This is a genomic window from Bradyrhizobium sp. CCGB20, from assembly GCF_024199855.1.
Classification (GTDB): Bacteria; Pseudomonadota; Alphaproteobacteria; order Rhizobiales; family Xanthobacteraceae; genus Bradyrhizobium.
In genome coordinates this window covers 6207852-6228423 of record NZ_JANADN010000001.1, presented here as the reverse complement: position 1 = coordinate 6228423, position 20572 = coordinate 6207852, and the positions used below count along the sequence as shown (strand labels likewise).

Here is a 20572-nt window from a genome sequence, read left to right as displayed (position 1 = left end):
GCGCGATCAATCGCCCGAAGTCGTCATGGCTTGCGAACGCTTTTGAAGGCTTTGGGGCCAGTCGCTCGTTTGAAGCATCGGGAACGGGAGACTGATCATGCTCGTCGGGGCAGGGGGGCTTGCAGAACATCGTCGCGTCTCCGGTGTGGGTGCGGGTTCCCTCTAGCGAGGTTCGCTTGCGGCGACGTCAGTCGATCGGAGGAGAGCATGTGCTTTTCCGCGCCGTGCACGGGAGAGTGATGCGTTCTCACCACACGCCAGGCAGCAGGCGATAGCGCACGCGCGCGACATAGTCGCTATAGCCCGGCAGGCCCTCGCGCAGCGTGCGCTCCTCGATGCCGATGCGGATCGCAAACAAAACGAGGATGAGCGGCACCATCACAAGGCCCCACCACGAGCCCAGCAACAGCGGCACGCCGGCGAAGAACAGGATCATGCCGCTGTACATGGGATGGCGCACATGTGCGTAGGGCCCGGTCGAAATCACGCGCTGTGCGCGTTCGGCCTGCAGCTTCACCACGGGTGCGGCGAACGAGTTCGCGCGGAACACCCAGAGGATGAACAGGGTCGAGAGCACGAACAGAGCGAGGCCGAGCACCTGGAATGCAACCGGCATGTCGGAGGATTGCGCGCGCCGGTCGAGCCCCATCGCGACCAGCCAGGCCAGCATCGCGACGACGAAGACGGTCATGAACACCTTGTCGGCGGCGGGCTGGTCCTTTTGCAGGACCGGCCGCAGACGTTCGGCGAGCAGCGCCGGATCGACCCGATAAAGCCACCAGCCGCAGAGCGGGCCGAGCAGGGCGCAGGTGGCGAGGAAGACCCAGGCCGAAGGCCAGTGCAAAGTCCCGGCGCAAGCGAACAGCAGCGCGCCCATCGCGACGGTGGTGATCGTGTTCTGCAACAGCAGTCTTGCGATCATGCGCAGGTTCCGCAGTAATCGCGCACGATGTTGAGCCCGCTATCCGGCGAAGATGCGGCCGGACACGCGAAAAGCCCGATCGACCGGATCGGGCATTTCATCTTCGGCAAGGCTGATCAGGCGAGCTGATCGATCCGCGTGCCCTGACCCGGCGGCAGCGGCGCGGGCGGCGGCGGCTTGTAGGTCGGGTCGTTGTCCTTGGTCTTGGTCTGGTCGTCCTGCTGCTTGGTCGTGTCGTAGCTCGGCACCACGATCGCGATCGGCGGCGGCGCAACGGTAGAAACGCTCATCCACAAATCCTCACACATGGAAACAATTGAGCGTGCCCTGCCAGGAGCGAAATTTCCTTCAAGGCAATCGTTAAAATGTGAGGGAATTGGTGTGGTGGGAGAAGGCTGTTCTTGCGTTTCATCCGCGCTGCGAGGACGACGAGACCTCTCCTCGTCATTGCGAGGAGCCCTTGCGACGAAGCAATCCAGTCTGCCTTCGCGGAGACAGTCTGGATTGCTTCGCTGCGCTCGCAATGACGGAATGTATGGAAAGAGCGAGGCCGTCTATTCGTCCTTGCCGCGCGTGATCGCGATGGATGCGTCCGTCTTGGTGCGCGTGCATTCCATGTTGAGCCGGCGGTAGCGCATGACGACCTTGTCGCCGCGGAGCAGTCCCATCCGCTTCAGGCAGCGTGTCGCGCCCGTCGTGGTGTCGTCCTTCGTCACGGTGAAGACGATCGCCGCCATCGACCCCACCAGCGCAAAGAACTCCGGCGTCGGCTTGCGATCGCCCTTGGCATAGAGCTCGATCGAATATTTGTCGCCGCGGCAACCCACGGACAGCTCCTTGGCCGCCGGGTGAGTCAGGTACACGATATTGGCGGCCCGGAAATTCACCTTGAGGCGATCGACCTGGTTTGCCAGCTCCTTGGCGCTGTCGTCGCAGCGGTCGGCCCGCGCGGGCGAGGCCAGGGTCACAAGGCCGGTGATGGCGGCGGCGACCAGGATCGCGCCGCGGACGTTCAAGTTCAATGTCATGATAAAAAGCCCCTTGGGAGGCGCATTCAAGCGTCGGTGAACGCGAAGCGCAAGGGCGGGAACGGGCCTTTCCACGTGCCGTGCCAATGCCCTGCCGAGCCCGCGCCGATCTCTCCCATGCGCGCCGCTCCCTTTCTTTTCCGCCCAAAATGCGCTTAGAACGCTTCTATGCTAGGCCCGCGCAGGGCTCCAAAACCCCGAGATTTGCCCCATGAACGCTCCCACCGCCTTCCCCGATCCGTCAAAGCCCGTTCCGCCCTACAAGCATACCCCGCTGTTCCCGCTGGGCAAGGACGAGACGCCTTACAAGAAGATCACGGCCGAAGGCGTCCGGGTCGAGAAGGTCCTGGGGAAGGACATGCTGGTGGTGTCGCGCGAGGCGCTGCGGGCGCTGTCGGAGGCGGCTTTCGGCGACATCAACCATTACCTGCGGCCCGGCCATCTGAAGCAGCTCCGCGCGATCCTGGAGGACGGCGAGGCGAGCCCGAACGACAAGTTCGTTGCGCTGGACTTTTTGAAGAACGCCAACATCGCCGCCGGCGGCGTGCTGCCGATGTGCCAGGACACCGGCACCGCGATCATCATGGGCAAGAAGGGCTGCAACGTCATCACCGACGGTGACGACGAGGCGGCGCTGTCGGAGGGCGCGCGCGATGCTTATCTGCGCCGCAATCTGCGCTACTCGCAGGTCGCGCCCTTGTCGATGTACGAGGAGAAGAACACCGCCAACAACATGCCGGCGCAGTGCGAGATCTACGCCGAGGGCGATGATGCCTACAAGTTCATGTTCATGGCCAAGGGCGGTGGCTCCGCCAACAAGAGCTTTCTGTTCCAGGCCACGCCCTCGGTGCTGACCAAGGACCGGCTGCTCGCGTTCCTGAAGGAGAAGATCCTCACGCTGGGCACCGCCGCGTGCCCGCCCTATCACCTTGCCATCGTGATCGGCGGCACCTCCGCCGAGCTTTGCATGAAGACGGTGAAGCTCGCCTCCGCCCGCTATCTCGACGCGCTGCCGACGCACGGCTCGCCTGACGGCAACGCCTTCCGCGACGTCGAGATGGAGCAGGAAATCCACAAGATGACGCAGTCGCTCGGCGTCGGCGCGCAGTTCGGCGGCAAGTATTTCTGCCACGACGTGCGCGTGATCCGCATGCCGCGCCACGGCGCCTCGCTGCCGATCGGGCTCGGCGTGTCGTGCTCGGCCGACCGCCAGGTGCTCGGCAAGATCACGAAGGACGGCGTCTATCTCGAGGAGCTCGAGCACAATCCGGCGCAGTACCTGCCGCAGGTCGAGGAATCGCTCGGCGGCGAGGTCGTCAAGATCGACCTCAACCAGCCGATGAAGGATATTTTGGCGACGTTCTCGAAGTACCCGACCAAGACGCGGGTCTCGATGACCGGCACCATGATCGTCGCGCGCGATAGCGCGCACGCCAAGCTGCGCGAGCGGCTGGAGCGCGGCGAGCCGCTGCCGGATTACTTCAAGAACCATCCGGTCTACTATGCCGGCCCCGCCAAGACGCCCGAGGGCTACGCTTCCGGCGCGTTCGGCCCGACCACCGCGGGCCGCATGGATTCCTTCGTCGACCAGTTCCAGGCCGCCGGCGGTTCGATGGTGATGGTCGCGAAAGGCAACCGGGCGCCCGCCGTGCGCGAGGCCTGCAAGAAGTATGGCGGCTTCTATCTCGGCTCGATCGGCGGTGCGGCGGCGAACCTTGCCGAGCACTGCATCAAGAAGGTCGAGGTGCTCGAATATCCCGAGCTCGGCATGGAAGCGATCTGGCGCATCGAAGTCGTCGACTTCCCGGCGTTCATCATCATCGATGACAAGGGGAACGATTTCTTCAAGGAGCTGAACCTCGGCTAGCCCTTCGTCTGTTTCCCGAGGCGGTTCGGCAACCGTGGTCTGGCCGGCGCATCCTGGCGCCGGCTGGGACGTTGTGACGCGCGACGGATCGAGCCGATTGCTGCTTGGGGTTGTGCCGGATTCACCGAACGTTAACCAGCCCGGGTGCTCTTTTTGCATGCAAGCAAAAGTGGAGCAACCGATGCGTGTAGGCGGAGCGGCCCAGATCCAGTCCGAGCTCATTGCACTCCAGATATTGTCGCGCGCATCGGCTGGCGCTCAGTCGGGTTCAGCGGCCCGCTCGCAGTTCTCGGCTTCCCCCGATGATGGCTTTGCCGGATCGAGCCTGAGCGGCGGTGCGGGCGTTCTACAGACCTATTCGGCATCCGGTGCTCTGGCCGACGGCGGCAACGCGATCGCTGCCATCAAGGCAATGGCGAAATCGAGCGTCTTCCGGAATGCCGCCCAGGGCAATGCGGATGATGAGGTCCGCGCCCTCGTTCGTGATGGCAAGCTCGCCGAGCTTCCCGCACTCGACGAGGTGCAATGGGCGAGCCTCAGCAAGAGCGAGCAGAACATCTACGGCGTGGTTCGCACCCTGCAGGGCCTGTACGACGCAATGCCGAAGTCGATCGAGCAGGCGCTTTCGGATCACGTCAAGATCGTGCTCGACTCCTACCCGGACGCGATCGCGCGCATGCAAGACCAGCTTTCTTCGGTCAGTCCGGCGGAGGCAGACCTCATCAAGCAAAACATTGCCGGATACCAGGGGGCGCTCGAGGCGGCCCAACAAGGCCGCATGCAGATCCATGCGGCGTCGGATTCCAGCCTGGTAACGGCAACCGAGGAGTTCAGCGCCAGCGGCGGCGAATTCGGCTGGAGTGGCAGAGGCGTGACGGTGCACGCCGACATCCCCGCATTGCAGAGCGCCTACGGCACCAAGAACGTCCTGCCCGGCGACAGTCCGTATTTCGGGACCTATGTGATCACCTGGTGAGACGGCCGCTCCATCCGCGGCTGCTCACCGGCTGGTTGAGCGAGCGAGACGGCGCGCACATCGCTAACTGCAATTCGTGACCTGGTTCGAGCACAGCGAGCGCCACCAGCCGCGGACGCCGTCATGGCTCTCGACGAGGCCCCAATATCCGCTGCAGGCAAGTAGGCGCTTCGGCCCGCCGTCGCCGTCGATCGGGCCGCCGAGCTCGCTCTGGGCCGGCATCCATTTGGCATCGACGGATGGAGCCTGGAATAGCCCGCCCGCGCGTGTGTAGCCATTGGCGTAATTTGCGCCGACCTTGTTGGACGCGACCCAGCCGCGCCCCGCATAGGGCTTTGGCGCGCTGCGCGGATATCTCTTCTCGTCCTCGTAGTCCTTGCCGGGCGGCTTGGCGCCTTCGATGAGAAACCAGCCGTCTTTGAAGCCGATGATGCGGAATTCGGTGAGCCAGCCGCCGTCAGGCGTGTTCTCGGCGCCGCCGAGCTTGAGCCGGTAGGGCGGCGGCAGCGTGCCGAGCACACGCGCCTTCACTGATGGCTCGGCGCGGACGTTGAGGCCGTTTGGATCCTTGTCGACGGACCAGGCGCCGAAGTCGCAGGGCTCGGTGCCTTCAGGCAAATTTGCGCGCCTGGCGGCGAGATCGGCGTGCAGCTTTGCGAAGTCGGTATCGTCGTTGTCAGGATCGGGCCCGGTGCGCGGCTGCAACGCGGCTGAGACGGCGCGCGTCGCATCCGCCGTCAGCGTGACCACGAGCGTCTGGCGCGCAGCGAACACGCTTGCCGGCGTCTTCGGATCGTTCGATGCCGCGGGATAGATCGCGAGATATCCGGTCGAACCATCGGTTCGATAGGCGGTGCCAGCTACATAGCCCGCTGGCACCATGGCGAGCGCGCTTGCGCGCCACGCCGGCTCGGCGTCATCCGCGCGCGCCGCTTGTGTCGCGACACACAGGATCGCTGCCGCGATGAGACGGAGCACGCGCACGGTTCGCAACGCGAGCTTACGCCTTCGTGCCCGTGAACGGGAAGCTGCCCATCGGGCCGATCCCCATCTCGCCGCTCATGCTGTCGCCGGAGACGGTGCCGATGAACTCGAGCGTCAACGGCATCGGATTGGTGATGGAGACCTTCCAGTTGACGGCATCGCCGCTGATGGTGCCGTCGAAGATCTCGGCGGAATTGCCATCGGCGCCCTGCGTGCCCGTCAGCGTGCCGCCGGAGCTCAGCAGGGTCAGAGTCGCCTGGCGCTCGCCCATCGGGGTCGTCATGGTCAGATTCCAGTTGCCGTCCACGGCCATTCCCGTCTCCCAATTTTTCCGGCGGCTTGCGACACGCAAGGCCTGCCAGAGACGCCTATAGCCTAACTCGCGTGACCTTCCTAACGCTCTCTTTGACGCGGCCTCAAGCGCGCGCGGCAGCGCGCATGCGGCTGCCGACGAGCAGGCGGAAGGCAACGTACTGGATGGCAAACGCGGCGATTTTCGCGCCGATCAGGACTACGGAAATATAGAAGGCCCACAGCTTCATGTCCCCCGTCATGGCGACGGCAACGGTCCCGGCGGCGAGCACGAACATCAGCGCGGCCCATGCATAGCCTGCGACGGTGACGTATTCCGGAATGGTCTCGGTCACGATCGGCGGCAGATAGCGCAGCATCCAGCCGCGCTTGAGCATGATGAGGCCGATCGCGACGTGTCCGATCGCCGGCTTGGCCAGCACGAAGCGCGGATCGTGGGTGAGCAGCGTTGCGCCGCCGAGTACGATGACGAGGCCGAGGCTTGCCCAGGTCATGTAGCCCAGAGTCTGGCCCTTGATCCGCGACCAGGCCACCTGGCCGATGGCGCCGAGGATGGCGACTGCGGTTGCAAGGATGACGTTGTCGGTCGCGAGGTAGATCACCAGGAAGACGATGGTGGAGAGGAAGTCGGAGACGAGCCGGCGGAATACGTCTTTCATCGTCTGTCCTGTCTTCAGTGGGAGTGGGGCAGTGCGCGGGCGGGCGTACCGTACTTGATCTGGCGATACTCGGGATACCACTTTGTGAAGTAGATCGCGCTGTTGCGGGCGGCGAAGGCGACCGCAAGGCTCGACCAGAGCGGCAGGCCGGGGAAGTAGAGCAGGGCGATGTTGGCGGCCGCCATCAGCAGCGCAGCTGCGGTCCAGGCGCCGGTGATGATGTAGTTCGCGGTGAGGAAGCCGGGGATCGCGGCCGTCTCGGCCGGGACCGTTTCAATCGCATATTGCAGCGTGAACGGACGGCGGACCAGCAACGAGCCGAGCGAGATGGCGAAGACGCCGATATCGACCGACAGCTTGACGCCGAGCGTACCCAGCGTCGGGTCGACCAGCGTGAGGTAGAGGCCGATTGCGGCGAACACGATCGCCGAGCCCGCGGCCAGGATCTTCACCGAGCGGCCGCGCGCGACATCGATCGCGATGGTGGCGAGGCAGATCGCGCAGGCCACGAACACGCTTGAAGTGGCCGACGTCACCAGCATCAGGAAGGTGTAGGCGCCGTAGGGCGCGAGGATCAGGAAAATTGCCATGGGCCGCCTCGGTCAGGCCAATCTTTACAATGTCAAGATAAGTAGTTCGGCGGCGTGCCCGGGTCAAGCGAAATCTTTACAGTGTCAAAATAACGTAGGTTGCTTCCAAAAACTGAAGTGCCGCAATGGCTTGGTCGACCGCCTCGTCTGCGAATTCCGACCAGGGCAGGCGTGACAGGAGGGGTAGCGCGCAAACGATCGAGAGGCCGAGGGCGAGCAAGATGCCGCCGTTGAAGATGGCGTGGCTGCTTCGCCGGAGCCGGATCATTCCAAATGCAAGCGCGGTGCAGATCAGGACGAGGACGGCGAGATAGCTCGCGGTGATTGTGGGGACGTGCATGCGAAACTCCTGTTTCCGCGCTGTCATTCCGGGGCGCGCCACCTGGCGCGAGCCCGGAATCCATTTCGCCTCGCGCAATGCCGCCTGACGGCGCTACGCCGCTCCCACCCAGTTGCCGTGGAAGCCGTCGGGCACGCGGTGGCCGAGCTGCACCAGCGCGACGGGACCGGCTTCGACGTCGGTCGCGTTGAACACGGCGAGGTCGCTGCGGTATTCCCGCGCGCGCCACACCACCGCCAAGAGCCAGCCGTCGCCTTCCGCGGCGTCCTTCGCGCGTTCGACGAACACCGGCTCGGAGATGGTATCGCCGGCCGGCAGCAGATAATGGCCGAGCCGTCTGCCGTTGCCGTCGACATGGACGATGCCCGACAGCGCGCCGAACATCGGCAGCCGCGGATTGGCGCAGGCGTACCAGCCGTGATGGCTTTTCAGTCCGGCGCGGCGGTCGTCGATGCGGGGGAATTCGCCGGTAAGATCGTCCAGATAAGTCTGCTGGAAGCGGTCGGTATTTCCCGAGAGATCGAACGTCCAGCGGCAGTGCCGGGCGCGCGATTTTTCCGGATTGGTCGGCCGCCCGTCGGGATGGGGAAACAGCGGCGCTTCCTCGAACTGCATGACGTCGGCGATGATGCGCTCGCCGTCCTCCCAGGCGTTCATGACGTGGAAGACGTAACAGGCCTCGGCACGAAACCAGACGATGTCCTTCGCGGTGCCGCTCCGCTTCATCACGCCGACATAGGCGCCCTTGTCCGGCTCCCAGGCATAGGGCGGCCGTCCGCTCATCGCGCGCTCCATGCTGCCCGTGATCGGCAGGATCGGAAACAGCACATGGTTCTTGGTGACGATGAAGTCGTGCACCATGCTGGCATAGGGCGCCTCGAAACGTTCGAAGCGCGTCGCCTTGCCGGAGGCATCGATCGATCCGTAGGAGAGGGCAGGCGTCAGCGGGCCCGCGGCGTTGTAGCCGAAGAACACCAGTTCACCAGTGATGGGATCGATCTTGGGATGCGCGGTAAAACTGCCGGCGACGCGGCCCTGGTAATTGTGATAGCCGCGCGTTGCCAGCGTGCCCGGCTCGATCTCGGTCGGCAGATGCGCTTCTTCCAGCGCCAGCAGCTTGCCGGCGTGGAAGATGATGTTGGTGTTGGCGACGCCACCGTCGGTGAGGTCTTGTGGCGCATCCGGCAGCTTGCGGCCGAAGCCACCGAACAGGGCGCGGCCGGCATCATGCTCCGCCAGCCATTTCGGCGTGCGGACCCAGCGGTTGCGATAGCTGGCGCGGCCGTTTTCCAGGTGGAAGGCATGCAGCATGCCGTCGCCGACGAACCAGTGCGCGCCGGGCGCCTCGAACTGGGGATTGGGACCGTTGCGGTAGAGCACGCCATTCAGATCGCGCGGCAATTCGCCGACGATCTTGAGGAATGGCGCATCGGCCTCGAACGGAATCGGACCGAGATTATGGCGGCGTTCGGCAACGGCGTCGTGCTGCACGGCGTATCCCTCCCTATCTTTACATCGTAAAGATCAAATAGAGCCGATCGTCGTGCGCGTCAAGTGAAATCTTTACACTGTCAATATTGCGTCATATAGCTTGTCCCATGGCCAAGAGCGACACCAAGAGCGAACCGGCGCGTAGCCCGCGCATTCCGAGAAAGACAGCGTCGGCAGCGAGCGCGCCGTCGCGTCCCGCGCGACGCCCGGCGGCCGCGAAGGCCGAGACGCCCTATCACCACGGCGCGCTGCGGGAGGCGCTGCTTCAGGCCGCCGAGCGGGTGCTGGAGCGCGACGGGTTGTCCGGCTTGACGCTGCGCGCGGTGGCGCGCGAGGCGGGCGTCTCGCATGCCGCGCCGACCCATCATTTCGGCGATCTCACCGGCCTGCTCAGCGAGCTCGCGGCCGTCGGCTTCCGCCAGTTCAACGCGGCGATGGCGTCGTCCTGCGATGCCGCCACCACGCCGCTCGCGCGCGCGCTGGCGCGGCCGAAGGCCTATGTCGCCTATGCGCAGGCCCATCCCGGCATGTACGGCATCATGTTCCGCACCGAACGGCTCGACTATTCCCGGCCCTCGCTGCACGAGGCGGCCGAGGCCTCGTTCGCGGGCCTTGCCAATGCCATCGGCATGATGCGGCAGGAGCAGATCAGCGAAGATGCGCTGACGCTGAACCAGGGCGCCGCGATCGCGCGCGCCTGGTCCATGGTGCACGGTTTCACCATGCTGCTGCTCGATGGCCGGCTCGAGGATATTTTGGGACGGCTGCCCGAGGGCACGACGGCCGAACGGCTGCTCGAGACGATGCTGACGGCACCCATCACGGGGAAGCTGCCAGGCCCGTGAACGCAACCCTTGCCATCGTCAGGCGTTGACGCCGCATGGCAAGATCACCCCGCGCGCCCTGGAAACGTCAGAACCCGCGCAAGCGCGCGGGCAAGGCCTCCAAACATCTCAGTCCGGCACAGAAATCGGCGGCGAAAGCGCGCGCGCGCCGCGCCGGCCGCCGCTATCCCAACCTCGTGGACAACATGCGCATGGCAGCGAAGAAAACGTCGAAGGCGAAAAAATCCGCGACGAAGAAATCAGCGAAGACGACCCGCAAGCGCAAGACGGCGAAGAAGACTGCAAAGACCTCGCGCAAGCGCAGCGCGTCGGCGAAGGAAAAGGATCCGCGCGGCGGCCTGACCGCGGCGGGCCGCAAGGCTTTTGCGCGCAAGCAGGGCGCTCATTTGCGGCCCGGCGTTACCAGGAAAGAGTCCGAGATGACGCCGCAGGAGATGCGGCGAAAGGGAAGCTGGGCCGTCCGCTTCTACGGCCGCGCGAAATTGCCGCCGCTGGTCGACGCCAAGGGGCGGCCGACCCGGCACGCGCTGTCGGCGCATGCCTGGGGCGAGCCCGTGCCGAAGACGGTGGCGGCGGCACGGCGTATTGCCGCGAAAGGTGAGCGGCTGCTGGCGCGCTATCGCCGCGCCAAGGCGAAGAACTAACGCATCGTCGCCAGCTCGACGGCGCGGCCGCGCGTGCCGATGACCTTCACCTCGTCCTTGCCGCAAGTGAAGCCGCGGGCGAACTCGTCCGCGGCCTTGCGGGCCAGCTCATTGGCGGTGGGGTTGGCGATGGCATCGACATAAGCGACGTGGCAGACCGGGCCCGGCGGCAGCCGGGTGACGACCAGCATGGCCTTGGTGTTCGGCCGTCCCTGCTTGTCGGGATCGCTGCCATCGGCGATGTGCCAGCGCTGGATGATCGCGAACGGTTTCGTGCCCGCCGTCCGCCACTCGACGGTGGTTTCGGACGAGTTGAACGGGGCGAACCAGACTTTTGCCGCCGGTTCCTCCGCTGCAACCTTGCGATTGCGGCCGACCGAGACGACCTCGCGCAGATCGTCCTCGGCGATCAGCACCACGAGACCGTCCCTGCCCGGGCAGACCCGCGTGGTGCTGCCGTCGAGCTCGCTGGGCTTGCCGATCTGGCGGCAATCCTTTGGCGCTGTGGAGGAGTAGGTGCTGCCCATGGATTGGGCGGCGGCGCTGTTCAGGCCGATGCAAGCCATCAAGACAGCCAGGCCGATACTGGTCGTCCGGTTCATCATGAGACCTTTGGTGCGGGAACTCTCTCCGTCAGACGTCTTCATTGTGGGCAAGGTTCAAACAGAGGCGGGATATACCTGACAGCGGCGCGGAATCGTTCTAGAAGGGCGCCTTCCGTCGGCGCTTACCGCGCTCCGTTCGCGACATCTCATTCGATCATGCCAGCCATCGCTTCCAGCAAATCCTACCGTGTCGGCCGTTCCAAGACCGGACTTGGCCTCTTCGCCACCAAGCCGATCAAGAAGGGGACCCGGATCATCCGTTATTACGGGCCGATCCTGGACTCGCGGATTCCCGAGCAGGACGACATCGAGAACAAGTACCTGTTCGAGCTCAACGGCCGCTGGACCATCGACGGCTCGGTCCGCAAGAACCTCGCGCGCTACATCAACCATTCCTGCCGCCCGAACGCCGAGTCCGACGTCCGGCCGCGCGAGCGCAAGGTCTTCATCCGCGCCATCAAGAACATCGAGCCGGGCGACGAGATCAACTACGATTACGGCACCGACTACTTCAAAGCCTATCTCAAGCCGATCGGCTGCAAATGCGCCTCCTGCGAGACCAAGCGCAAGAAGCTGCGCGCCGAGGCCCGCGCCGAACGCACCAAGGTGAAGGCGCGCACGGAAGGCAAGGCGGAGAAGGCGGGCGCCAAGAGTCCGAACAAGGCCGCCAAAAAGAAGAAGCTCAACGGTCATGCCGTTGGCAAGAAGAACGGCCGCGCGCGGGCGTAGCCCGAAACTGGAGCCTTCGGCTCAATTGTCGTGCCCCGGCTTGACCGGGGCCTCCAGTGCGTCGCGGCTTATCCGCATATGACGACCGTCTCCGGAATGCGCGGTCGCCCGGTCAAGCCGGGCGACGACTGTTAGTGGTGATGCGGTCGACCTGACGTCTCAGGCCGTCACCACATGTCCGCTCTTCCGCAATCCCACATATTGCAGCTCCGCGAACACGCCGGTCGCGATCGCCTGCGCGACGACCATGAGCTCGCCGGCAAGGTTCGGCGACACCGCGCCCGAGAACAGCAGCGCAATGCTGCCGACCGTCCAGGCCGCGTTGCCGACCACGACCAGCAGCACCAGCGACCTCGCTATGGAGGCGCGCGAGGCAAGCCAGCCGACCAGCGCGGTGTAGGCGATCAAGAACAGGCCGGTCTCGCGCAGCAGCGCTTCGGGCAGGTTGAACAGCGACGCGAACGCGCTTGCGCCGAAGGTGAAGCCTGCCGCGGCGACGCCGCTGAAGATGGCGTCGGCGAGAAGCGCGCGGCGCAGGAAGGTGGATGCGTCGATCATCGTGGTCTCCATGGCTGGGTTGGGCTTGGGGTGAACTCAGTGCCGTCCGCGCCACCAGGCGCGGAGCAGGCGGGCGATGCGGAACGGGCAGAGGCTCTTGCCGACGCTGTGCTCGAAGGCCGTGACCTGCGCGACGACATAGTCGCCGGTCGAGTGCACCAGAGGCTCGGGCATGTTGAGGCTGCGTGCCAGCATCCGGGTCGCGAGCGTCGCGGCCCAGGGAACAAGGCGGTCGGCGATGGTCTGGTAGAGCAGCAGCGCGATCATGGTCATCTCCTGTTGCGACCGAAGATGCGCCGTCGCGGGGACCAATTCGATTACCCCGCAGGTAATGGAAGGTCTGAAATCCGCATGCTAGGTTTTCGACCATGAACGCACATGCATCCACGGCCCACACTGAGCGCAGCCAGCCGGTCCATATCGGCGACCATTTGCGCGAATGGCGGCAGCGCCGCCGCATGAGCCAGCTCGATCTGGCGGGCGAGGCCGAAATTTCCGCGCGGCATTTGAGCTTCGTCGAGACCGGCCGCGCCGCGCCCTCGCGCGACATGGTGCTGAGACTCGCCGAACGTCTCGACGTGCCCCTGCGCGAACGCAACGTGCTGCTGGTCGCTGCCGGCTACGCGCCGGCCTTTCCACAGCGCCCGCTGGAGGATCCCGCCTTGAAATCGGCCCGCCAGGCGATCGACCTCGTCCTCAAGGCGCATGAGCCCAATCCTGCGCTGGCCTATGACCGGCACTGGAATCTGGTCTCCGCCAACCGCATGGTGGCGCCGTTGCTTGACGGCATCCCGCAGCGACTGCTCGGCCAGCCCTTCAACGTGCTGCGGCTCGCCTTTCACCCCGAAGCGCTGGCGCCGCGCACGGTCAATCTCGCGGAATGGTGCGGGCATCTTCTGGAGCGGCTGCACCGGCAATGCGAGGCGACGGCCGATCCCGAGTTGATCAAGCTCTATAACGACCTCAAGAGTTATCCAATTCCGGCGCGCTCGGCGCCGCTGTCGAGCGACAATGTCGCGATCCCCTTCAAGCTGCGGCTCGGCGGGGAGGTACTAAGTTTCTTCTCCACCACCATGGTGTTCGGCACGCCCGTGGATATCACGCTGTCGGAGCTGGCGCTGGAGACGTTCTTTCCGGCGGACGAGCGCACCGCGGAGCGGCTCAGGCAGATGGCGGCCGGCTTGCATTAGCGGCGTTTACAGGCAGAAGCGGTCCACGCATAATCCGCGGATGGATACACACTCGTCCCGGACATTTCGGCCGGCCAATCCTGCCGGCGATCTCCTGCGCGCCTGGCGCATGCGCCGTGCCTTGAGCCAGGCAGAGCTGGCGTTCGAGGCCGACATTTCGGTCAAGCATCTGAGCCATGTCGAGACCGGCAAGGCGGCGGCGAGCCGGGACATCCTGCTGCAACTCGCATCCGCCCTCGATTTGTCGCTGCGCGACCGCAACGCGCTGCTCGAGGCCGGCGGATTCGCGCGACAATATGGCGAGCGCGACCTGGCCGCGCCGGAGCTTGCCGATGCGCGCCGCGCCATCGATCTTCTGCTCCGGAGGCACGAGCCGTTCCCCGCGATCGTCACTGATCGGCGCTGGAATGTGATGCAGGCCAACGGTGCCGCCTCGCGGCTGATGACCATGCTGCTCGGCTCCGAGCGCATGCAGCGGCCGCTCAATCACATGCGCATGTTTCTCGCGCCGAACGAGCTCAAGCCGTTCGTCGAGAACTGGCCGGCCGTTGCGGCTGCGCTCCTGTCGCGAGCGCGGCATGAGGCGATGGCGGCGCCGCTCGATGAGGCGCTGCAGTCAACTTGGCGCGAATTGATGCGGCTGCCGGAGCTTCCGGCGCCCGAGATCGAGGACAGCGCCGTGCCGGGGCCGCTCTGCGAGGTGCGGCTGCGCAAGGGCGATGTCGGCATCGGCCTGATCGGTGCGGTTCTGACGCTCGGCACGCCGCAGGACGTCACGCTTCAGGAGCTTCGCGTCGAGATGTTCATGCCGGCCGATGCCGCATCCGAGGCGACCCTGATCGCGCTTGCGGCTCAGGACGCCTGAGCCTGCACGGCGTCACGCCGCTCGAAGCTCATCGCCTGCATCACTTCCGCAAACGGACCTTTGAGATCGCTCAGCGTCGCCGTCGTGAGGCCCGCGCCATTGGCCCCGACGCGCGTGGCGGCGCGGATCAAGATCCAATCGCCTTCCGGCGGACGGAAGAAATAGAGGCTGATCTCCGGATTGATGAAAGTCCAGCTGCGCATGTCGACGATCTGTGCGACGCCGCTGGCGAAGTCGGCGGCCTGCACGGCCTGGAGCAGCGGCGTGTTCGGCTCGCCCTCGACCAGCGGCGCATCGAGCCGCATCCAGGCGGCGGCCGGACCGGGCTTCTCCAGCGCGCCCTCGATCAGCCGTACCGACACGTTCTGGAAATAGCGGCTCCATTTCTGCGCGAAGGCCGGCGGCGCGGTGCCGGCCTCGGGTGCCCTGTCGATCGCCGCAGGCCTCGCGAAGGGATCGACGGGGGAGTCCCCACCCTGTGCCGTCAGGAGCGCCGTGCAACGGCCGATCTCGGTTTCGCCGTCCATCAACCGCACCTGCGCAGTCTTGGCCTTGCGGCCGTCGCGCAACAATTCGGCGATGGTCCTGAACGCGCGCAGTCCCGCCGGCCGCCAGAGGTCGAAGGTCAGACGCCGCACCGCAAAGCCGGATTCGACGGCGAGGCGCTCGATCTCACGGGTCATCAGGGCGGTGGTGGCACTTCCCTGTAACATGTCCGGCGACCACGGGCCGCCGGCATGCTCCGTGGCCCGGAACTGATGGCCTTCCGGCTTGAAAATGGCGGTCATCGCGGTCTCCCCTCGGGCTTGATCCTCGCCGCGAGTATCGGAGCGGGTGGGAGCAGTCACAATAACCGCAGAGGTGAAGTCCTGAGCCATGCAGGGCCCACGCCTTGCGCCGCCTCTGGTTCGGCTTATCTTGGCACGGACCCGCACCGCCCGAAGGAGGCGCCTGATATGAGCACGCTGAAACCGCTCCAGATCGATGTCGTCTCCGACGTGGTGTGCCCCTGGTGCTATATCGGCAAGCACCGGATCGAGAGCGCGCTGGCGCTCGTGCCCGACGTTCCCGTCAAGCTCAATTTCCGTCCCTTCTTCCTCAACCCGTGGGTGCCGCGCGAGGGCATCAGCCGCGAGGACTATCTCACCACCAAATTCGGCTCGGTCGAGGCCTATAAGGGCATTGCCGGCCGCGTCGTCGCGGCTGCGAGCGAGGAGGGCCTCATCTACAAGCCCGAGCTGGTCGCGCGTCAGCCCAACACGACCGACTGTCATCGTCTGATCCTCTGGGCCGAGACGATCGGCAAGGCGCCCGAGATGAAGCAGCGCCTGATGGAGTTGTACTTCCGCGACGGCGGCGACCTCACCGACGTGAATGTGCTGGTGCAGGCGGCCGCCGATGTCGGCCTCGATGCCGGCGATGTGCGCAAGCGCCTTGCCACCGACGAGGACGTCGCGCGCGTTTCGGCCGACGCGCAGGAAGCTGCCGAGAAGGGCATCTCCGGCGTGCCGACCTACGTGTTCGCGCAGAAATACGCCGTCTCCGGCGCGCAGGATCCGGAGATGCTCGCGCGCGCCATCCGCCAGGTCTCGGCGGAGATCAACGCGCAGGCGGCGGAGTAGCTGTCCTATTTACGAAGCAGGCGAACTGCGCGGCGTGCCGCCGCGTAGGCGATGCCGTGCGCCGCGAGCGCGCCGTGAATGAGCGCCACGACCGGGTCGTTCCGCCGCAGCGGGATCAGCACGTCGCCGATGGCAAAGCGTCCACGCCAGATCGGGTTGATCATGGGATGGTCGGCGCTCGCCGTGGAATCTGCGCTGGCTATGGCGGGATCGGCGCAGAGATGGCGGGTGAGGTCGAGCGTGAGCTGCACGCCCGGCGAATATCTTGCAAAGCGTTCGTCGATACCGAGCTTGAAGAAGAAGGCGCGATCCTGGTGGCGTAGCACGATGCCGGCTGCCACCGGCGTCGTGCCGGCGCGCAGCGTGATGACCTCGCACTGCGCGGTCTCTGCCAGCGCGGGGACCGCGCGGCGAATGAAGGCCGCATCGCCCGCATGCTGGATCAGCGCGGTGCCGCGCTTGCCTTTCCAGCCACTGGCTTCGAGTTGCAGGAATGTTTCGAGGGCTGGCCCAATCTCGTCGGGCCTGCGCGCGACCTCGAAGGCGACGGGTCCGTGCTCTTCGAGGCGATGGCGCTGGCGGCGAAGCTCCTTGAGCTTTTTGGCGCCGAGCGCCTCGTGCAACAGCGTTTCACCATCCTGCGTCGCGTCGAGGCTGGCGCGGATGTAGGAGGAGAGGACACGCGGCTTCAGGCCGTCGCGACTGAGAACCTCGCCGAGCGAATTCATTGCCGCACCGTCGAGCGCGACGTCGTTCAGCACGAGCGCATGCGCGCCGGCCTGCCGCGCCTGCTGCAACAGACGCGTGGCTGCCTCGACCGGCGTGGCGCGGTCAATTAGGGGGCTGCACAGCGTGCCATAGGGATGCGCGCTCACCAGTGCGGGCAGGGGGATCTTCCAGGCGCGCCAGAGCGAGATCACCGGCATCAGCCCGATCAGTCGCGACGATGAACCGTCGAATGCGGCAAGGGCCGAGGCATCGGTGCGGCCCCGCGCGGTGGCGCTCACGGCGAGTTCCCAGTCCGGCAGGTAATAGCCATTCGGCTCGATCGCCTGCTGCGCGAGCGCGCGCCATTGGCCGGCTTCGATCGCCGTGAGCGGGACGAGCGCGCGCGCTGCCGCGGCACCCCTTGCCGATGCCGGATTGATCGCTGCCTGATGCGCGATATCGACCACGTCCCGTCGTCCCCGTTCGCGCGGGCTACGCCCGTGTTACGTGGTCATGCTTAGCGCAAAGATTGGAAAATACCGTTGGGACGCCGCTTCAATTCGAATGGTAATATTAACGTCTCGTTGAGCATTCGGGCGGCAAGCCGCAGGATGTCTGACGGAAGCTCTCGACCTGGAGGATCACAATGATCGCCACACCTTTCACGCCGATGGCGTCGCTCCTTGGTGGCGCGCTGATCGGTCTGGCCGCCGTGCTCCTGATGTGGGCGACGGGACGGATCGCCGGTGTCAGCGGCATCGCGGCGCGGCTGTTTCCGCCTTACGAGGATCGCGAGTTCGCCGGCCGGCTCGCTTTCGTCGCCGGCCTCGTCGCCGCGCCCATCCTGGTGCGCATTGCCGGCGGAAGCCTGCCGGCGCAAACCATCGCGGCAGGAACGCCGGTGCTGATCGTCGCCGGATTGCTCACGGGCTTCGGTGCGGTATGGGGCAGCGGCTGCACATCCGGCCATGGCGTCTGCGGCCTGTCGCGGCTGTCGCTGCGATCGCTGGTCGCGACCATCATCTTCATGGCGGCGGGCATCGCCACTGTCTTTGTGATGCGGCACTGGAGCTGACGCCAATGGCAATCATCATTCAATTCGCGATCGGCCTCGTCTTTGGTATCGGGCTCATCGTCTCCGGCATGTCCAATCCTGCAAAGGTGCTGAACTTCCTGGACATCGGCGGCATTCCCGCCGGAACGTGGGATGCGAGCCTTGCTTTCGTGATGGCAGGTGCGGTCGCGGTAACCTTCATCGGCTTCAGCCGCGTATTGAAACAGGCGCGACCGTTTTTCGCCGACCGCTTCTATGTTCCGACGCGAACGGACATCGATCCGAGAATTATCGCCGGTCCTGCCATCTTCGGCATCGGATGGGGGCTCGCAGGCTTTTGTCCAGGCCCTGCGCTCACCGCGCTTGGATTCGGCTCGGCACCCGCTTTGATCTTCGTCGCCGCGATGTGTGCCGGCATGGTGCTCGCGCGCTTCATCGCGAACCTGCCGTCTTCTGCGCGTGTCGCCACGCCGGCCGATCCGCTCGAAACATGACATGGACAGGACCGGGCGAGTTATCTCGTCCGGTCCTGCCCTACTACAACTTCATTGACTACCAGCGGTCCACACCGACGCCAACGCTGACGCCGGGCGCGCGAATGCCGACGCCGCCGCGCGGACCATCGTCCCAGTCGCGATAGGTGCGGCGCTCGTAGTAGCGGTCGCGCGGCATGGTCGCATAGGAGTCGCGCACGATCACGCGCGAGCCGCCACGGGTGCGATAGCAATTGCCGGCATCGTCGCAAACGAGCCGCACTTCCTGAATGAGATCGGGGCTGGTGTATTCGCTGGTCGTGTAGATGTCCGCGGCTTTCGCGCCACTCGCCGCAGCGAGGGCGCCGACGCCAGCCAGCAGTGCGATCGTGAATGTCCTCATCGTGTCCTCCTCCAAAACTGCCCTTGGCGGTAACAAGAAGGGGAGGCAGCGATCGTTCCGGTCGAATTACAGGTTTTTCCCGGAACCTTTGCGCGTCTCGATGTAATTGTTCCTAGATCGGCTCGTAGCTTTCCGATCCGCAGATGTCGTCCGCTTCCGCGCGGCGGCGATCGACTACCTTTCCGCCTGATATCGTCACGATGTAGATTTGGGTGCCGAGCGCGGAGCCGGTCGCGGAGGTGAGCTGCGCGCGGACGCAGGCCGTCCAGCCCGGTCCCCGCACCTCGCGATGGGGTGGGGCGACGTTCACCTCGCGCGGATAGGACGTGTTGAGGAAGACCACGTTGATCTGCTCGCGTACCACGCGCTTGACGTCAGGGGGCGCTTCGGGTGGCGGCTGCTCGGCCTCCTTCAGGCGCATGAATTCGGGCACCGGCGCGCGGCTATCGGCAAAGCCGCAAGAACCAAGCGCGAGGGCGCCGGCTATCAGCGCCGCATGAGCAATAATCCGCAACATCCGTGGAAGTCCCCTGCGGGCCAACAGATAGGCAGGAATGCGACCGGGCAAAGTCCCGGCCGATCAAGATTTGCTGAAGCCAGGTTCTACCGAAGGCCCGAAACTCGCGGCATTGGCTATTACGGGATTGCAGGCTAGTTTGTACCCCGGATGAGGGGGATTGCGCCAATGAGGATCTTGGTCATAGCGGCCGCAGTGCTCGCACTGACGGCTGCGTCGGTGCAGGCGCAGGGCCGCGGCAGAGGCCAGCCGAATGAAGCCGGCCAGAAGTCGGACAACAAGCCCAAGGTCGACGAGAAGGCCTATAAGGCCGCGCTCGAGCGCATTCCCGAGCCGAAAGAGAAGTACGACCCGTGGAGCGGGGCCCGTCCGGCCGAGCCTGCCAAGAAGCCGAAATAGGTGAGGCGGGCGTTGGCGACCCGCCTGTGCCATTCGGCCGCCGTCATCCTGCTCCTGTTGTTTTCGTTGCGGCCTGCGCCGCTCTGCTTGCGAGAGGCAGTTCGCGGAGGCCCGTAGCAAGGGGGCGTTCGCGCCGCCCTCGACGCAAGGCACGCTGGAGTTTCCGTTCACCGGCGGCCACTCAGAGGCCGGCACCTCGATCACCGACAGCGTCGTTGCGTTTCGCCCGGCACGGCCGGGTGAAGGGCCGTCGCTGTGGTCACGCGCCATCGATCGCCCGGGCGGACGATTTTGCGTGTCCGTCGTCAGCAATTGCGCTCGCGATCATCGCGTTGATGATCACGAGCCTGCGCTGGCATCGTCGACGTCGTATAGAGCAAGCATGATGATGCGTTGTGTATGCGATGCGAACAGTAGTTCACATTGCGCGCGCTATCGTTCGAAAGCGAGGCCGATGCGCCTGTCATTGCGCCAAACGGCGCGGCAATTCCGTACGAAATTGTCGCGTGCGATCGAGAGCTTGAATGATTGCGGCAATGTGACAGGGGAATCGAGGTCGATCGCTGCGCCGCCTTCCGACATGTTTCGCACGGTGCACGCGATTCCACTGTTTTCAAAGGTGATCGTTCCACCCTTGAAAACGCGGTAACGCTGAGCTGTACGTTTCTCGATCATCCGCATTAATCCATAACGACGATTGTAAAGTAGTGCATAGAAATTACGTTGAACTAAACTCAATACTGGCGCTACTTGCACAGCGCTTCAGACTTCGTTTACGACGTTGAAGCGGT

28 protein-coding genes and 1 pseudogene are annotated in these 20572 nt (G+C 65.1%); 12 read left to right on the top strand and 17 right to left on the bottom strand.

All coding sequences use genetic code 11. The annotated features are described in order from the left end of the window. Positions 1–247 precede the first annotated feature (247 nt). The 3 genes from NLM15_RS29310 to NLM15_RS29300 form a co-directional block, all read right to left on the bottom strand. Positions 248–922: an isoprenylcysteine carboxylmethyltransferase family protein gene (locus NLM15_RS29310; RefSeq protein WP_254121225.1), complete on the bottom strand. Its 675-nt coding sequence runs from the start codon at positions 920–922 to the stop codon at positions 248–250. A gap of 116 nt (positions 923–1038) precedes the next feature. Further along, positions 1039–1212, bottom strand: a complete 174-nt coding sequence (locus tag NLM15_RS29305; RefSeq protein WP_167358184.1) for a hypothetical protein — start codon at positions 1210–1212, stop codon at positions 1039–1041. A 264-nt stretch (positions 1213–1476) separates the two neighbouring features. Then, the gene (locus NLM15_RS29300; protein ID WP_254121223.1) at positions 1477–1950 is read right to left on the bottom strand and encodes a hypothetical protein; all 474 of its coding nucleotides are present in this window, start codon (positions 1948–1950) and stop codon (positions 1477–1479) included. A 211-nt stretch (positions 1951–2161) separates the two neighbouring features. On the opposite strand from NLM15_RS29300, the gene NLM15_RS29295 reads away from it, so the two are divergent. Together NLM15_RS29295 and NLM15_RS29290 are read left to right on the top strand one after the other, a co-directional pair. Then, entirely contained in the window at positions 2162–3817 is a 1656-nt protein-coding gene (locus NLM15_RS29295; protein ID WP_254121221.1) for a fumarate hydratase, read from the top strand. Positions 3818–3851: 34 nt separating this feature from the next. After that, positions 3852–4793 (top strand): hypothetical protein, encoded by a 942-nt coding sequence (locus tag NLM15_RS29290; protein WP_254121219.1) that lies wholly within the window; start codon positions 3852–3854, stop codon positions 4791–4793. Between the two features lie 63 nt (positions 4794–4856). Here NLM15_RS29290 and NLM15_RS29285 read toward each other — a convergent pair whose 3' ends face one another. From NLM15_RS29285 to NLM15_RS29260, 6 genes are all read right to left on the bottom strand, one after another. Further along, positions 4857–5777: an SH3 domain-containing protein gene (locus NLM15_RS29285; RefSeq protein ID WP_309144944.1), complete on the bottom strand. Its 921-nt coding sequence runs from the start codon at positions 5775–5777 to the stop codon at positions 4857–4859. Between the two features lie 16 nt (positions 5778–5793). Further along, positions 5794–6090, bottom strand: coding sequence for a hypothetical protein (locus tag NLM15_RS29280; RefSeq protein ID WP_254121215.1), 297 nt, complete (start codon positions 6088–6090; stop codon positions 5794–5796). Positions 6091–6193: 103 nt separating this feature from the next. Then, positions 6194–6748 carry an inner membrane-spanning protein YciB gene (locus NLM15_RS29275; RefSeq protein WP_254121213.1) on the bottom strand — a complete coding sequence of 185 codons (555 nt, stop codon included), beginning with the start codon at positions 6746–6748 and terminating at the stop codon, positions 6194–6196. Positions 6749–6762: 14 nt separating this feature from the next. Continuing rightward, positions 6763–7338 carry a hypothetical protein gene (locus NLM15_RS29270; protein ID WP_254121211.1) on the bottom strand — a complete coding sequence of 192 codons (576 nt, stop codon included), beginning with the start codon at positions 7336–7338 and terminating at the stop codon, positions 6763–6765. Between the two features lie 76 nt (positions 7339–7414). Further along, on the bottom strand, positions 7415–7678 hold the full coding sequence (locus tag NLM15_RS29265; RefSeq protein ID WP_254121209.1) for a hypothetical protein: 264 nt from the start codon (positions 7676–7678) through the stop codon (positions 7415–7417). Positions 7679–7771: 93 nt separating this feature from the next. After that, on the bottom strand, positions 7772–9169 hold the full coding sequence (locus tag NLM15_RS29260; RefSeq protein ID WP_254121205.1) for a carotenoid oxygenase family protein: 1398 nt from the start codon (positions 9167–9169) through the stop codon (positions 7772–7774). A 107-nt stretch (positions 9170–9276) separates the two neighbouring features. On the opposite strand from NLM15_RS29260, the gene NLM15_RS29255 reads away from it, so the two are divergent. Both NLM15_RS29255 and NLM15_RS29250 read left to right on the top strand, forming a co-directional pair. Further along, the gene (locus NLM15_RS29255; protein WP_254121204.1) at positions 9277–10014 is read left to right on the top strand and encodes a TetR/AcrR family transcriptional regulator; all 738 of its coding nucleotides are present in this window, start codon (positions 9277–9279) and stop codon (positions 10012–10014) included. A gap of 35 nt (positions 10015–10049) precedes the next feature. Further along, positions 10050–10658 carry a DUF6321 domain-containing protein gene (locus NLM15_RS29250; protein WP_254121203.1) on the top strand — a complete coding sequence of 203 codons (609 nt, stop codon included), beginning with the start codon at positions 10050–10052 and terminating at the stop codon, positions 10656–10658. Here NLM15_RS29250 and NLM15_RS29245 read toward each other — a convergent pair. Next, positions 10655–11260, bottom strand: a complete 606-nt coding sequence (locus NLM15_RS29245; RefSeq protein ID WP_254124478.1) for a hypothetical protein — start codon at positions 11258–11260, stop codon at positions 10655–10657. The two genes, NLM15_RS29250 and NLM15_RS29245, sit on opposite strands and share 4 nt — an antisense overlap. Before the next feature lie 159 nt (positions 11261–11419). Between NLM15_RS29245 and NLM15_RS29240 the strand changes: the two genes are divergently transcribed. Next, complete coding sequence (locus NLM15_RS29240) at positions 11420–11992, top strand: SET domain-containing protein (protein WP_254121202.1); 573 nt, start codon at positions 11420–11422, stop codon at positions 11990–11992. 159 nt (positions 11993–12151) lie between these two features. Here NLM15_RS29240 and NLM15_RS29235 read toward each other — a convergent pair whose 3' ends face one another. After that, positions 12152–12550, bottom strand: coding sequence for a hypothetical protein (locus NLM15_RS29235; RefSeq protein WP_254121200.1), 399 nt, complete (start codon positions 12548–12550; stop codon positions 12152–12154). Between the two features lie 36 nt (positions 12551–12586). Then, complete coding sequence (locus tag NLM15_RS29230) at positions 12587–12817, bottom strand: hypothetical protein (protein ID WP_254121198.1); 231 nt, start codon at positions 12815–12817, stop codon at positions 12587–12589. A gap of 101 nt (positions 12818–12918) precedes the next feature. On the opposite strand from NLM15_RS29230, the gene NLM15_RS29225 reads away from it, so the two are divergent. After that, complete coding sequence (locus NLM15_RS29225; RefSeq protein WP_254121196.1) at positions 12919–13740, top strand: helix-turn-helix domain-containing protein; 822 nt, start codon at positions 12919–12921, stop codon at positions 13738–13740. Between the two features lie 40 nt (positions 13741–13780). Further along, on the top strand, positions 13781–14605 hold the full coding sequence (locus NLM15_RS29220) for a helix-turn-helix domain-containing protein (RefSeq protein WP_254121194.1): 825 nt from the start codon (positions 13781–13783) through the stop codon (positions 14603–14605). On the opposite strand, the gene NLM15_RS29215 is transcribed toward NLM15_RS29220, so the two are convergent. Further along, on the bottom strand, positions 14593–15393 hold the full coding sequence (locus NLM15_RS29215; protein ID WP_254121193.1) for a thioesterase family protein: 801 nt from the start codon (positions 15391–15393) through the stop codon (positions 14593–14595). The genes NLM15_RS29220 and NLM15_RS29215 overlap by 13 nt on opposite strands. A gap of 168 nt (positions 15394–15561) precedes the next feature. Here NLM15_RS29215 and NLM15_RS29210 point away from each other — a divergent pair, with 168 nt between their 5' ends. Then, positions 15562–16227: a DsbA family oxidoreductase gene (locus tag NLM15_RS29210; protein ID WP_254121192.1), complete on the top strand. Its 666-nt coding sequence runs from the start codon at positions 15562–15564 to the stop codon at positions 16225–16227. A gap of 5 nt (positions 16228–16232) precedes the next feature. Here the strand turns inward: NLM15_RS29210 and NLM15_RS29205 are convergent, their stop codons facing one another. Then, positions 16233–17402 carry a GNAT family N-acetyltransferase gene (locus tag NLM15_RS29205; RefSeq protein ID WP_254121191.1) on the bottom strand — a complete coding sequence of 390 codons (1170 nt, stop codon included), beginning with the start codon at positions 17400–17402 and terminating at the stop codon, positions 16233–16235. A gap of 179 nt (positions 17403–17581) precedes the next feature. Between NLM15_RS29205 and NLM15_RS29200 the strand changes: the two genes are divergently transcribed. After that, the gene (locus NLM15_RS29200; protein WP_254121190.1) at positions 17582–18010 is read left to right on the top strand and encodes a YeeE/YedE family protein; all 429 of its coding nucleotides are present in this window, start codon (positions 17582–17584) and stop codon (positions 18008–18010) included. Positions 18011–18015: 5 nt separating this feature from the next. Then, the gene (locus NLM15_RS29195; RefSeq protein ID WP_254121189.1) at positions 18016–18483 is read left to right on the top strand and encodes a DUF6691 family protein; all 468 of its coding nucleotides are present in this window, start codon (positions 18016–18018) and stop codon (positions 18481–18483) included. Between the two features lie 58 nt (positions 18484–18541). Here NLM15_RS29195 and NLM15_RS29190 read toward each other — a convergent pair whose 3' ends face one another. Further along, positions 18542–18865, bottom strand: coding sequence for a hypothetical protein (locus NLM15_RS29190; RefSeq protein WP_254121187.1), 324 nt, complete (start codon positions 18863–18865; stop codon positions 18542–18544). Between the two features lie 112 nt (positions 18866–18977). Next, complete coding sequence (locus NLM15_RS29185; RefSeq protein ID WP_254121185.1) at positions 18978–19382, bottom strand: hypothetical protein; 405 nt, start codon at positions 19380–19382, stop codon at positions 18978–18980. 168 nt (positions 19383–19550) lie between these two features. Here NLM15_RS29185 and NLM15_RS29180 point away from each other — a divergent pair, with 168 nt between their 5' ends. Both NLM15_RS29180 and NLM15_RS44080 read left to right on the top strand, forming a co-directional pair. Further along, positions 19551–19781 carry a hypothetical protein gene (locus tag NLM15_RS29180; protein WP_254121183.1) on the top strand — a complete coding sequence of 77 codons (231 nt, stop codon included), beginning with the start codon at positions 19551–19553 and terminating at the stop codon, positions 19779–19781. A 172-nt stretch (positions 19782–19953) separates the two neighbouring features. After that, a pseudogene (locus NLM15_RS44080) lies at positions 19954–20167 on the top strand (pyrroloquinoline quinone-dependent dehydrogenase); the annotation flags it as partial. A 46-nt stretch (positions 20168–20213) separates the two neighbouring features. Here the strand turns inward: NLM15_RS44080 and NLM15_RS29170 are convergent. Further along, entirely contained in the window at positions 20214–20456 is a 243-nt protein-coding gene (locus tag NLM15_RS29170; protein ID WP_254121181.1) for a PilZ domain-containing protein, read from the bottom strand. Between the last annotated feature and the right edge of the window lie 116 nt (positions 20457–20572).